Source organism: Faecalibacterium prausnitzii (assembly GCF_003287495.1).
GTDB classification, from domain to species: domain Bacteria; phylum Bacillota; class Clostridia; order Oscillospirales; family Ruminococcaceae; genus Faecalibacterium; species Faecalibacterium prausnitzii_I.
Genome location: NZ_PRLE01000001.1, coordinates 655,910 through 668,956, shown reverse-complemented (window position 1 = coordinate 668,956; position 13,047 = coordinate 655,910). Strand labels below are relative to the sequence as shown.

Annotated in this window: 8 protein-coding genes and 1 riboswitch; all 8 genes read left to right on the top strand. The window is 61.9% G+C overall.

Features of this window, described 5'->3' with window-relative positions:
- Positions 1-98 precede the first annotated feature (98 nt).
- The 8 genes from C4N22_RS03055 (at position 99) to cobI (ending at position 13,043) form a co-directional block, all read left to right on the top strand.
- Positions 99-2,405: an S-layer homology domain-containing protein gene (locus tag C4N22_RS03055; RefSeq protein ID WP_112147951.1), complete on the top strand. Its 2,307-nt coding sequence runs from the start codon at positions 99-101 to the stop codon at positions 2,403-2,405.
- A 398-nt stretch (positions 2,406-2,803) separates the two neighbouring features.
- The gene (locus C4N22_RS03050) at positions 2,804-5,509 is read left to right on the top strand and encodes a helicase associated domain-containing protein (RefSeq protein WP_112147950.1); all 2,706 of its coding nucleotides are present in this window, start codon (positions 2,804-2,806) and stop codon (positions 5,507-5,509) included.
- A gap of 43 nt (positions 5,510-5,552) precedes the next feature.
- Positions 5,553-5,779, top strand: a riboswitch (cobalamin riboswitch).
- A 178-nt stretch (positions 5,780-5,957) separates the two neighbouring features.
- The gene (locus tag C4N22_RS03045) at positions 5,958-7,199 is read left to right on the top strand and encodes a sirohydrochlorin cobaltochelatase (RefSeq protein ID WP_112147949.1); all 1,242 of its coding nucleotides are present in this window, start codon (positions 5,958-5,960) and stop codon (positions 7,197-7,199) included.
- Positions 7,200-7,321: 122 nt separating this feature from the next.
- Positions 7,322-8,206: an iron transporter gene (locus C4N22_RS03040; RefSeq protein WP_112147948.1), complete on the top strand. Its 885-nt coding sequence runs from the start codon at positions 7,322-7,324 to the stop codon at positions 8,204-8,206.
- A gap of 4 nt (positions 8,207-8,210) precedes the next feature.
- Complete coding sequence (locus C4N22_RS03035) at positions 8,211-9,359, top strand: ABC transporter substrate-binding protein (protein WP_112147947.1); 1,149 nt, start codon at positions 8,211-8,213, stop codon at positions 9,357-9,359.
- Positions 9,360-9,382: 23 nt separating this feature from the next.
- The gene (locus tag C4N22_RS03030; protein ID WP_112147946.1) at positions 9,383-10,402 is read left to right on the top strand and encodes a FecCD family ABC transporter permease; all 1,020 of its coding nucleotides are present in this window, start codon (positions 9,383-9,385) and stop codon (positions 10,400-10,402) included.
- Positions 10,399-12,354, top strand: a complete 1,956-nt coding sequence (cbiD, locus tag C4N22_RS03025) for a cobalt-precorrin-5B (C(1))-methyltransferase CbiD (protein WP_112147945.1) — start codon at positions 10,399-10,401, stop codon at positions 12,352-12,354. Before C4N22_RS03030 ends, cbiD begins: the two co-directional genes overlap by 4 nt.
- Positions 12,342-13,043 carry a precorrin-2 C(20)-methyltransferase gene (gene cobI / locus C4N22_RS03020; protein ID WP_112147944.1) on the top strand — a complete coding sequence of 234 codons (702 nt, stop codon included), beginning with the start codon at positions 12,342-12,344 and terminating at the stop codon, positions 13,041-13,043. Before cbiD ends, cobI begins: the two co-directional genes overlap by 13 nt.
- Positions 13,044-13,047: the final 4 nt, after the last annotated feature.

Genomic DNA, 13,047 nt, shown 5'->3' with positions numbered 1-13,047 from the left:
AAAGGTTAATAGGAATTTTGCAGGCTCTGTGGTAGAGTAAAATCAAACCACAGGGCTTTTTTCTTTGGATTTTCCTGCACCAGAAGGAGGCGTGTAAAATGAAAGAACAAACCACCCGAACCCCGCCCAAACTGCGTGTCCTGAGCGCGTTTCTGGCGGTGGCCATGCTGTTGAACCTCGCGGCCCCGCTGGCACTGGCGGGCAGCTCGACGATCGGAGCAGCTTGCAGTGTGACAAGTGTGTTTCTGTATCCGGAGTATGTCGGACGGGTCGATGGTGAGAATGTGAGTTGCATTCAGGGTGAGGTATCCTATGACCATGGCCTTTTGACCTTTCACGGAGACGTGACGCTGACCACAGTTGGAGTTGCGGATTTGGGGACGGTCCCGCTGGTCAAAGCCCTCAGTGAAAAAAATCTGAGGCTGGTGGCAAACGGCAAGGTGACGGGCAGAACGAAAGGCAACGGCATTGAGGAAGCAAAAGAGATCGCCGGGGGAGAATACAATCTCACCTATGCCGATCTGGGTGCCTATTTGGATACTAAGCCGAACGGAATTTTGGGAGGAGACACAGGAACAACGATCACAGCCGGGACCGAAATCACGCTGAAAGATTTTCATACGGGCATCGGCGGAGGAGACGTCCGGATCGATGGCACCGTGAACATCACAGGGGCAATGTTCGAGGGAGCAACCTACGGCATCGCCAATTTCACTACCATGAACCCGGGCAGCGAGCTGGAGATCCATGCGGATCGGTACATCAGGAAGGATTGTCTTCTGACATACAACGGCGGCCATCTGCTTATGATTGTGGCGGAAAACGGCGACGGCAATAACATCGTCCAGGGGAGACTGAGCATCGGAAATGACGTAAGCAGGTTCTGGTATCGCACCGACGAGAATGGAGCGTATACGGAAATCAACGTGAAGGAAAATTATGAGAACTTTACGGCTGCCATAGGACAGAACCAAGACTATCTGGAACTGACGGATGTGGACCCGGACCAGCCGGAAAGCGAAACCTATGCCCTTTGGGTAGCAGGCAAGCAGGTCACAAAGAGCAACCAGAACGACGTGCTGGAGGATGGCGGGTCTGTGAAGTTTGACCCGGATACCCACACCCTGACCCTGAACAATGCACACCTCACGCTGGGCGAGAATGCGGAGGAAGGCATTTCCAGCTGCATCGATTCCGACTTGACGGATGATATGCTGACCATTACCGGCACCGCCACCCTTTCCAACGCCGATGGAATCAGAACGGATGGCCCGCTGACGCTGAACAATGCAGACCTTACCATTACTGGCGATAATGACGAAGAAGAAGACGGCGGCGATGACGCAATCCGGGCAGGCCGCTCTGACGAGGACATCACCATCCAAAACAGCAAGGTGACCATTGCAGGCACGAGTGTAGGAGGAAACTTCTTCCAGTTTGGCATTCGGTGCGGCAACCTCACCGTGGCGGACAGCACGCTGGATGTGAAAGCCAACAGCGGCTCGGCCATCGTGGCAGACGAGTTGAAGGCTTCCGGCGCAGGCACCGTCATCACGGCGGAAACGGATGCATCGGAGGAAGAGGATGATTATGCCCTCAAACTGGACAATGAAAACCTTTTGACCCTGAACGACGGCCTCGCTCTGGTGGAAGGCAAAGTAAACGAGAGCAAGACAGCGAAAATCGCTCTGCCGGAGCAGAATCCTGACCCGAACCCCAATCCTGACCCGAACCCGGACCCGAATCCTGACCCCGACGACAAAGACGTTTTCCTCCAGTTTGAGGACTGCTCTGTGGACGTCGAGAAACCGGACGGCACCACCCTGCACTTGGATGCTCTTACCGGTGTCATACAAAGTCAGCGGCTGCCAAAGGGCGCAAAGGTGACGATCACGCTGGATGAAAAGGCCATCCCGGAGGGGATGAAGTTCTCCTGCTGGGTGTTTGATGATCCCCGCCCGGAAGACCTGATGGAGGACGGCACCACTGCCACCTTTACCATGCAGGAGGACATTGGCGTTCTGGCCAAGTTCTCCACGCTGGAAGAGGAGGATTCCAGTGCCGACTTCGGTACCATCGCGGCTGCAACCGCTGTCGTGGGCGTCGTGGGCGCCACCGCCTACCTTGTGGGCACCGAGGTGGCCCTGAACCAGCTGCTGCCGGCAGGTACCTCCGTGCCGCAGGACCGCGCCCAGCTGGCCCTCCTGCTCTGGAACACTGCAGGCCGCCCGGAGCCTACCGCACTGCCCGCCTTTGCGGACGTGACAGACCCCGACACGGCCAAAGCAGCCCAGTGGTGCGTGGAAGCAGGCTTCTTCCGGCCTCGTGAGGACGGCAATTTCAAGCCCGGCAAGCACGTTTCCCGCTGGAAAGTGCTCCGCACCTATCAGCAGACCATAAAATAACCTCAAAATAACCTCTCAGGCACCGAGCGCAAGCGAGGAGGACGGACAGGTTGAAGAAAGGCAGAGCCTCTGTGCACCACGCGCGGGGGCTCCGCCTTTTTCATGTGAAACAAACTTTTGCCTGAAAACAAGCTTGAATACAACAAACCACCCTGCAAGCAGCCCTGAATTGACAGCTGGATAGTGATTTTTTGCTTCGACCGACCGGCTTGATGCAGTTTTTAATTGCCAATGGGGAAAGCACGGAAAATTTGCTTGACAAGAAATAAACTTTTGTAATAAAATAAGAATGAAATTCTATTTGAAAAGGAACCGGAGGCAGTTCACGCAATGGGAGCTGTGCCGGGTCTTCTTTTTTCTGGGATAAAAACCCCAACAACAGGAAAAAGGCGGAAACTATGGCAGAAAATTTGCAGGAATATTATAAGCGGATGGCGGAGGCAATTGACACCCAGCTGGAGCAGAAAGGGAAAGCCGCGCTGTTCTATCCCGTTGGAAGCGGCAGCGGGCGGATCGTCTGGGCGTGGATCAACGCTCACCCGGACGCGGCCGTGATCTGGGTGGTGCCCGGGGAGACCCGGCGCGGGATGCGGCTGGAAGAAGCCAAACGGATCGGCCAGGAGATCCCGCCGCGGGTGCAGCTGATCCACTGTGAGGACAATACACCGCAGCGCTGTCTGGAGCTGGCCAAGATCCGCCCGGCCTGCATCATCCTGGATGGCTCGCGGGAGTTTACGGCGTTTCCGTGTGGAGAGCGTGTCCGCTGGCTGCAGCGGTTCAACCCGCAGGCGAAGCTGCTGGGCCTCATCGACACCGACCAGCCTGTCAGCTGCTGCCTGGCGGAAGCCATGTTTCAGGGGGCGGGCACGTTCTCCATTTCGCTGGCGGAAGCGCTGGCCCGGGGCCTTGTCACGCCGCCTGCCGCGGATACCGTGCTCCTCTGGCCCGCCGAGACGGCGCTGGAAGAATTCCGCATCCAGATGAAGCAGTGGAACGCCGCGGGCGTCCCGGGCGTGGGCGAAAAAGTTTTCACCAATCTTCGCCGCGCGGTGGAAAAATGCGGCCCGGCGCTGCCCCGGCTGCGGGAGGCTCTGCCCAAGGGCAAGCAGCTGGTCCTGTGTGAGGACGCCGCTGCCATGCGGCGGGTGACGGAAAATCTGGAAGCCCTCTTCGGCCCGGACACAGAAGCCACCATCCTGAAAGACGGCTGGGATCAGGAGATGGCCGTGCGGTTTGCGGCTTCCCCGGCGCGGGGCGTGCAGGTGCTGGTCACCGTCAGCACCCCCGGCGGGCTGGCGCGGCTGGCCGGAATGGCGGGTGCTGTGCTGGTCCGCTCCACCGGGCTGGAACAGAACCACCGCCGGATGCTGGCCCGGGCACTGGCGCTCTGCGGGGACTCCGCCCCGCTGGTGGAGCTCAACGTCTCGTTTGCGGGTCTGCGCAATGCAGAGGACCTGGTGCAGGGGACGGAACAGGCCGGCGGCACCGGGTTCCCGCTGGAAGAACCGTACCAGGCCTGCATCCGTCCGGCCCGCCAACTGCAGCGCCAACTGGACGCTCAGTGGGAGCAGGCCTTTGCAGCCGCCAAAGAGGCCGCCGCAAAAGGGGATATCCATGAGCTGCCCCGCGGCTTTACCACGGAAGCCGGCTTTGGGCTGGGCCGCTGGCTGGAGCTGCAGCGACAGATCCAGGCCGGGGAAAAGCCCGGCCGCCTGACCGCTGAGCAGGCCGCCCGGCTGGAAAAGCTGGGCATCGCCTGGAAACAGCGGATGGAGCAGGCCTGGGAGCGGGGCTATGCCGCAGCCCGGGAGTACCGCGGAGAATACGGGAACCTGATGGTGCCGGTCCGCTACCGGGAGAAAAACGGCTTTGCCCTGGGCGAGTGGATCGTTTACAACCGTCAGCGGTTCCTCGGCAACAATCTGTCCACCGACCGTGCTGAGCGGCTGGAAGCACTGGGCATGGTGTGGGACACCGTGCAGGACATCTGGGAGCAGAGCTACTGCGCGGCTGTCCAGTATTGGCTCGACCACGGCACGCTGGAAGTACCGGTCAAGTACACCACCCCGGAGGGCGTGGCTCTGGGCGTCTGGCTGGGCAGCCAGCGGGCCGCCTACAAGGCGGGCACCATCAAGCCGGTGCAGAAAGCCTGGCTGGAGGCGCTGGACGTGGACTGGACCAACCGCAACGACCGCAAGTGGCAGGCCGCTTATGATGCCGCCGCGCGGTATTATCAGGCCCATGGCGACCTGAACGTCCCCTCGGAGTACATCGACCCGGACGGCGTGCTGCTGGGCAAGTGGGTCAGCCGCCAGCGTTACGCCTGGCAGAACCCGGACCGCAGCAGCGCGCGCCTTACCCCGGAGCGCAAGGCCCTGCTGGACCAGCTGGGCATGGTGTGGCAGAAGCCGGATTCCTGGCAGCACCGCTATGAGCTGGCCGCTGCCTACAAGGCCGCCCACGGCAGCCTGGAGCTCCCGGCCCAGTACCGCACGGAAGAAGGGATCTGGCTGGGCAGCTGGCTCAGCCGCCAGAAGCAGCTGCTCCAGAATGGGGATAAGAGCCTGCACGGTGAGCGGGTCAAAGCCCTGAAAGAGCTCTTCCGGGGCGAGCCGGAGCGCCGGAGCGGGGCTGTCCGCACCCGTGCCCGCTGCAGCGTGCGGGAGCGGAACTGGCTCAACAACTACCGCCATGCCAAGGCCTACGCCAAGCGCCGGGGAGATCTGCTGGTCCCTGCCAGCTATGTGGATGAAACGGGGTTCCGCCTTGGCGTCTGGATCTCCAACCTGCGGGCCGCCCGCAAGACGCGGCCTGACTCGTTCCAGGTCACGCCGGAGCATATCGCGATGCTGGACGAGATCGGGATGCAGTGGGACGCCCGGGAGGCCAAGTGGCAGTGCGCCCTCCGCCGGGCCGGGGAGTACCGCGCCGCCCACGGGGATCTGGCCGTACCCGTCAATTATAAAACGGAGGATGGCTTCTGCCTGGGCGACTGGATCCGCCGGATGCGGGAGAGCTATGCAGCCCATGACGCCCGGTTGACCCCGGAGCGGGTGGAAAACCTCAGCGCCCTGGGCATGGTCTGGGCACCGGCAGAGGGCTGAAAACCAATTGCATTTTTGGCGGGCTTGTGCTATACTAACCCCGTCTGAATAGAAAACAGCAGGTGCCTTTTGCCGCTTTCGGGCGGCGGAAAGGGTAAAAGAGAAGCGGGTGGGATTCCCGCACGATCTCGTCACTGTGATAAGGGAGCTTTGCGGCGTTGGCGCGTTTTGCGCCGGTCACTGGGGGAACCTCCGGGAAGGCAGCCGCGGGCGCGGGCAGTTCTGCCCGTCCCTTTCAGCCAGGAAACCTGCCTGCTGTTGGTACGGGAGCAGATGCTCCAGATCACGAGGAATTGGTTGTACCGAAAAGCCCAGAAATAACAGGGGTCTTTTTGTTGTGCACTCCGCGCGGCAAAAGGGCCCTTTTTGTGTCCGGGCGTACCGCCTGTACCCTTTCTGTCAGAAGATCCGCACACAAGCAAAAACAGGAAAGGAACAAACAAGAACCATGCGTAAACTCAATTGGAAAAAGACCGTGGCAGTCTCCGCCGCTCTGGCGCTCTGCGTCGGCACCCTGGCAGGCTGCGGCAGCAGCGCTTCCAGCAGCACCGCCGCTTCCAGCGAGGCAGCATCCAGCACTGCTGCCAGCGAGGTGAGCAGCGAGGAGGCTGACGAAGTGGCCGCAAAGAACGTGGCAGACCTGATCGACGCCATCTATGTGCAGGAGCGCAACGAGAACACCGATGAGCAGTGCAAGGCTGCCAAGGACGCCTGGGACGCTCTGACCGACGCCCAGAAAGAGCTGGTCGAGGGGGAAGAGGCTGATCCCGATTACTTTGGCCGCGACACCGGCGATGCTTCCAAGGATGACCCCCGCAATGAGGACAACATCGGCGACAACGAGCTGCTGGTGGTCAGCTTCGGCACCTCGTTCAACGACAGCCGCGTGAAAGACATCAAGGGCGTCGAGGATGCTCTGCAGGCCGCTTACCCCGATTGGTCTGTCCGCCGTGCATTCACCGCTCAGATCATCATTAACCATGTCCAGGCGCGTGACGGCGAGAAGATCGACAACATGCAGCAGGCCATGGACCGTGCCGTTGCCAACGGCGTCAAGAACCTGGTCGTCCAGCCCACTCACCTGATGCACGGCGCTGAGTACGACGAGATGATGGAGATGATCGACGACTACCGCGACAAGTTCGAGTCCGTCGCTGTGGCTGAGCCCCTGCTGGGTGAGGTCGGCGCTGACGCTACCGTGATCAACGAGGATAAGGAAGCTGTTGCCAAGGCTGTCACTGCCGAGGCTGTTGCCACTGCTGGTTACGACAGCGTAGAGGCTGCTGCCAAGGATGGCACTGCATTCGTCTTCATGGGCCACGGCACTTCTCACACCGCTAAAGTCAGCTACAGCCAGATGCAGACCGTCATGCAGACCCTGGGCTATGACAATGTCTTCATCGGCACTGTTGAGGGCGAGCCTGAGTCCACCTCCTGCGAGAATGTCATCGAGGCTGTCAAGGCTGCCGGTTACACCAAGGTCGTGCTCCGCCCGCTGATGGTCGTTGCCGGCGACCACGCCAACAACGATATGGCCGGTGCGGACGAGGACTCCTGGCTGAGCCAGTTTGAGGCTTCCGGTGCATTCGACTCTGTCGATTGCCAGATCGCAGGCCTGGGCGGGGTTGCTGACGTCCAGCAGCTCTACATTGCCCACACCAAGGCTGCCATCGACTCCCTGAACGGCTAAAATAGACCCGCGTTGCCCGGAAAGGGAGACCTTTTCGGGCAATTTTGTTTGTGTCCCCCTTTTCTGTTCCCCCAGTTGCGTGCTATACTATTCAAGTAATCTTGTTTTTGAGGTGTAATGCAATGAAATACACGCGTTTTGTTTCTCTGCTGGCAGTGTCCGCCCTGCTGGCTGCTTCTCTGGCTGGCTGCGGCAGCTCTGCTTCCAGCGTGGCTTCTTCCGCTTCCTCGGAGGCGGTGTCTTCCGTGGCGGAATCCGCTGTCTCCGAGGCCGCTTCCGAGAGTGCCGCTGCTTCTTCTGCACGGGCGCTGGAAGACGGCACCTATACGGCGGAGTTTGATACCGACAGCAGCATGTTCCATGTCAATGAGGCCAGCGACGGCAAGGGCACGCTGACCGTGGAAGACGGCCAGATGACCCTGCACATCAGCCTGCAGTCCAAGAAGATCGTCAACCTCTATGTCGGTATGGCGGCGGATGCCCCGGACCATGAGGCCGACTGGCTCCAGCCCACCACCGACACCGTGACCTACTCCGACGGAACCTCCGAGGAAGTCTACGGCTTTGACGTCCCGGTGGAAGCACTGGACACCGATTTCCAGCTGGCCATCCTGGGCACCAAGGGCAAGTGGTATGACCACACCGTCAGCGTCCGCAATGTCGAGGCACAGGCCGCGGAGGCTGTGGAGACTCCCGCGGACGGCAGCTACACCTGCGAGGTGACGCTGGAGGGCGGCTCCGGCCGTGCCACCGTGGACAGCCCCGCTGCCCTGACTGTGGCCGACGGCAAAATGACCGCCACCATCGTCTGGTCCAGCCCCAACTATGACTATATGATCGTGGACGGCGAGAAGTACCTGCCCACCAACACCGAGGGCAATTCCACGTTTGAGATCCCGGTCTCTGCCCTTGGCACGCCGCTCTCTGTCGTGGCGGATACCGTCGCCATGAGCACTCCCCATGAGATCGAGTACACCCTGACGTTCAGCGCCCCGAGCGAGAACTGATGCCATGAAGATCAACCGACGTCAATTCCTCAAAGCCCTCCCGGCGGCTGCCCTGCTGGCCCTGACGGCCTGTGGCAGCGGGCAGCAGGAGGCCCCGGCCACCACGGATGCCCTTGTGCTGGACCACGCTTACCCGCTGGATTATGCCCGGCAATTCACGGCGGATGTTTATACCGACGGCTCCGTTCTGCTCACGATCGCGGAATCTGGGGACAAGTTCCTTGTCCGGCCCGAGGGAGCGGCGGAGCTTTCCGTCCTCCCGGAGGGAACCGTGGAGCTGCGCCAGCCGCTGGAAAATATTTACCTCGTGTCCAGCTCCATTATGGATTACTTCATCCACCTGGACGCGCTGGATTCCATCGCTCTTTCCGGCACCCGGGCCGATGGCTGGTATCTCGACGAGGCCAAAGCCGCCATGGAGGCGGGCGAGATCACCTATGCGGGCAAGTACAGTGCGCCGGACTACGAGTGCATCCTGGCTGCCCACTGCAGCCTTGCCATTGAAAACACCATGATCTACCACACCCCGGAGGTCAAGGAGCAGCTGGAACACTTCGGGGTGCCGGTGCTGGTGGAGCGCTCCAGTTATGAGAGCGGCCCCCTTGCCCGGATGGAGTGGATCAAGTTCATTGGGCTGCTGCTGGGCAGAGCCGAAGAGGCCGAGCGCGTTTTCAGCGAGAAGATCGCGCGGATCGAGCCCGTTTTGCAGCAGGAGCCCACGGGCAAGACGGTGGCGTTCTTCTCCGTCACGGGAAATAACCTCATCACCGTCCGCAAGGGCGGGGATTATGTGGCCCAGATGATCGGGATGGCCGGCGGCAGCTATGTCTTTGCCGACCTCACGGACAATGGCAACAGCCTTTCCACCATGAATCTCCCGCAGGAAACCTTCTACGCCCAGGCCAGAGACGCCGATGTACTCATTTACAACAGCACCATCGAGGGCGTGGTGGATACCCGGGAGCAGCTGGTGAAAAAATGCGCCATGCTGGCCGATTTCAAAGCCGTCCAGTCCGGTGACTGCTGGTGCACTTCCAAGAGCTTTTTCCAGCAGAGCATGGCCCTGCCGGACCTCATTGTGGATATGAACCGTGTCTTCACCGAGGGCGACCCCGCCCCGGAGGAGCTGACCCTCTTACAGAAAATTTCCTGACCGGATGTGAAAAGGAGTACCCCATGACCACCCCCAAACGCCTCACATTGACCTACCTCGCCCTCACGGCGGGGCTTTTGGTGCTGTTTGGCATGAATCTGCTGTGGGGCAGCGTTTCGCTGACCCCGCAGGCCGTGCTGGCGGCCCTGCTGGGCAAAGGGCAGGACGCGCTCTCCATGGGCATCATCCTGCAGCTGCGGCTCCCCCGGGCGGTCATGGTGATCCTGCTGGGGGCGGCGCTCTCGGCAGCAGGCTATCTGCTCCAGACCTTTTTTGCCAACCCCATTGCGGGCCCGTTTGTCATGGGCATTTCCAGCGGTGCCAAGCTGGCCGTGGCCCTCACTATGGTGATGTTCCTCAATCAGGGGCGCTTCACCAGCTCGGCGGCGCTCATCATCGCCGCCTTTGCGGGTGCCATGGCGGCGATGGCCTTTGTGCTGGCTGTGGCCCGGCGGGTGCAGCGGATGAGCATTCTGGTCATCTGCGGCGTCATGATCGGCTATATCTGCTCTGCCATCACGGACATTGTGGTCACTTTTGCGCAGGACTCCAACATCGTCAACCTCCACAACTGGTCCATGGGCAGCTTTTCGGGCGTTACCTGGGGCAATGTGCAGGTGGCGGCCTGTGTGGTGCTGCCCGCGCTGGCAGCCTCGTTCTGCCTCTCCAAGCCCATGGCGGCTTACCAGCTGGGGGAAAGTTACGCCAAAAGCGTGGGCGTGGCGGTGCGGCCATTCAGCATGGCGCTGGTGCTTCTTTCCAGCCTGCTGGCGGCCTGCGTCACGGCCTTTGCCGGGCCGATCTCCTTTGTGGGCATCGCGGTGCCCCACCTCGTCAAGGGAGCACTGGGCAGCGCCAAACCCTTGCACGTCCTGCCGGGCTGCGCGCTGGGCGGGGCGGCGTTCTGCCTGCTCTGCGACCTCATCGCCCGCAGCCTGTTTGCCCCTACCGAGCTGTCCATCAGCTCGGTCACGGCCGTGTTCGGCGCACCGGTGGTCATCTGGCTGCTGATCCGCCGCCAGACACAGGAGGGGGAACGATGAGTTATTACTGCGAGACAAAAGACTTGGCTGTGGGCTACACCAAAGCCCTGTTACAAAATATCGCGCTGGGGGTGGAGCGGGGCCAGATCCTGACCCTCGTGGGCCCCAACGGCGCGGGCAAATCCACCCTGCTCAAAACGCTGGCGGGCCAGCTGGCCCCGCAGGGCGGTGCGGTGCTGTTGGACGGCGCGGAGCTTTCCACGCTGTCCGGCAACGCCCGGGCCCGCAAAATGGCCCTGATGCTGCCCCACACCCGCCGCACGGAGCTCACCACCTGCTTCACGCTGGCGGCGGCGGGCCGCTACCCCTACACCGGGCGGCTGGGCGTCCTCTCGGCAGAGGACAGAGCGCAGGTGCGCGCCGCCCTCAGATTGGTGGGCGCGGAGGCCCTCGCCGACCGGGATTTCAACAAGATCAGCGATGGCCAGCGCCAGCGGGTGCTGCTGGCCCGGGCGATCTGCCAGCAGCCAGAGATCATTCTGCTGGATGAGCCTACGTCTTTTTTGGATATCAAGGGCAAAGTGGAACTGCTGGGCATCCTGAAACAGCTGGCCCGGGAGCGGAACATGGCCGTTCTGCTCAGTCTGCATGAGCTGGATCTCGCCCGCAAAATTTCGGACAAAGTGGTCTGCGTCTCGCCTGAGAGTGTGTCTGGCGTGCTGACGCCCGAAGAAGCGTTCACCAAAGAAAATATCTGCCGCATCTACCACCTGACAGCGGAGGAATACACGTTTCTCTATGGCCCGGACGCCGCGGTGCAGACGCCTGCCCCGCAGGCAGAGGCCCCCAAAAAGCCAAGACCCAAATTCGAGCACTATGTCCGCAGCGGGCAGAAACTGCTCCGCTGCGGTTATACCACCGGCACCTGTGCGGCACTGGGCGCGGCAGGAGCCGCCCGGCTCCTGCTGACCGGACGCACGCCGGAAACGGTCGCTCTCCGCACCCCAAAAGGCATTGTGGTGGAGGTGGCCCCGCTGGCCTGCCATCCAACGGAAGACGGTGCTGTCTGCGTGATTGAAAAGGACGGCGGTGACGATGCCGATGTGACCACCGGCCTGCCCGTTGCGGCGGAAGTGGTCCTGAAACCGGAACGCGCGGATGTGCAGATCTTCGGCGGGCCGGGGGTGGGCCTGGTGACAAAGCCGGGCCTTGACCAGCCGGTGGGCGAAGCCGCCATCAATCATGTCCCCCGGGAGATGATCGCGGAGGCCCTGCAAAAAGAAGCCGAATCCGCCGGTTATGCGGGCGGTTTTGCCGTGACGGTTTCCATTGAGGGCGGTGCCGAGGTGGCCAAGCGGACGTTCAACCCCCATATCGGGGTGGAGGGCGGCCTCAGCGTGCTGGGCACCAGCGGCATCGTGGAGCCCATGAGTGAGCAGGCCCTGCTGGACACCATCCAGCTGGAAATGAATCAGGCTCGCCTCCGCCCCCACCCGGGTACGCCCCAGCGGCTGATCCTGGCCCCGGGCAACTATGGGCTGGATTACCTCCACGGCACCCTGCCCCAGCTGGAAAAGATCCCGGTGGTCAAGTGCTCCAACTTCATTGGTGACACGCTGGACATGGCGGCCGCCGCCGGGTTTGAGGAAGTGCTGCTCATCGGCCATGTGGGCAAGCTGTGCAAGCTGGCGGGTGGCATCATGAATACCCACTCCCACACGGCGGACTGCCGCACCGAGCTCTTCTGCACCTACGCCGCCCTCAGCGGGGCGGGGCAGGAGGTCTGCGCGGCCCTCCTCCACGCGGCCACCACGGACGCCTGCATTGAGATCCTGGACAAAGCAGGCCTCCGGGCCCCGGTGCTGGCCGGGCTGGTGGATGCCATCCAGACCCACCTCGACCGCCGGGCGGCCGGGGCGTTCCGTGTGGGAGCCATCCTCTTTTCCAACCAGCATGGCCCGCTGGGCCAGACCCAGACTGCAAAGGAGCTACTGCAAGCATGGACAATGTGAAAAAAGGCACCCTCCACGGTGTCAGCGTTGGCCCGGGAGACCCTGAGCTGATGACCCTGAAAGCCGTGCGGTGCATTGAGCAATGCCCCGTGCTGGCAGCGCCCCAGACAGCTGCGGGCCGGATGCTGGCGCTGGACATTGCCAAAGGGGCAGTGGATGTCAGCGGTAAGATCATCCTGCCGCTGCACTTTGCCATGAGCCGGGATTCGGAAGTGTTAAAGGCCTCTCACGCGGCGGCCGCCGATGCCGTCCGGGCCCATCTGGATGCCGGGCGGGACGTGGCCCTGCTCAACCTGGGTGATGTCTCCATTTATGCCACCTACGGCTATCTGGAAGAAATTTTGACGGCGCAGGGCTATGCCGCTGTCCGGATTGCGGGCGTGCCCAGTTTCTGCGCTGCTGCCGCCCGGCTGGGCCAGAGCCTGACCGGCGGGATGGAGCAGCCGCTGACCATCGCTCCGGGCCGCCATGTAGAACAGGTGCTGGCTGCCCCGGGCGCAAAAGTGCTGATGAAGACCGGCCGCCGCCTGCCAAAGACGCTGGACGCCCTGCGGGAGCGTGGGCTTCTGGCAAATAGCGCAATGGTTTGCAACTGCGGTCTGCCGGACGAGGCCGTTTTCCCAGCACTGACGGATTATGACCCGGCACAGGATGCCGGATATTTTGCAACCATTCTGGTAAAGGAGTAACACC

Coding starts and splice junctions, on each gene's coding strand:
- C4N22_RS03055 (WP_112147951.1), top strand. CDS start 99: ATGAAAGAACAAACCACCCGAACCCCGCCCAAACTGCGTGTCCTGAGC.
- C4N22_RS03050 (WP_112147950.1), top strand. CDS start 2,804: ATGGCAGAAAATTTGCAGGAATATTATAAGCGGATGGCGGAGGCAATT.
- C4N22_RS03045 (WP_112147949.1), top strand. CDS start 5,958: ATGCGTAAACTCAATTGGAAAAAGACCGTGGCAGTCTCCGCCGCTCTG.
- C4N22_RS03040 (WP_112147948.1), top strand. CDS start 7,322: ATGAAATACACGCGTTTTGTTTCTCTGCTGGCAGTGTCCGCCCTGCTG.
- C4N22_RS03035 (WP_112147947.1), top strand. CDS start 8,211: ATGAAGATCAACCGACGTCAATTCCTCAAAGCCCTCCCGGCGGCTGCC.
- C4N22_RS03030 (WP_112147946.1), top strand. CDS start 9,383: ATGACCACCCCCAAACGCCTCACATTGACCTACCTCGCCCTCACGGCG.
- cbiD (WP_112147945.1), top strand. CDS start 10,399: ATGAGTTATTACTGCGAGACAAAAGACTTGGCTGTGGGCTACACCAAA.
- cobI (WP_112147944.1), top strand. CDS start 12,342: ATGGACAATGTGAAAAAAGGCACCCTCCACGGTGTCAGCGTTGGCCCG.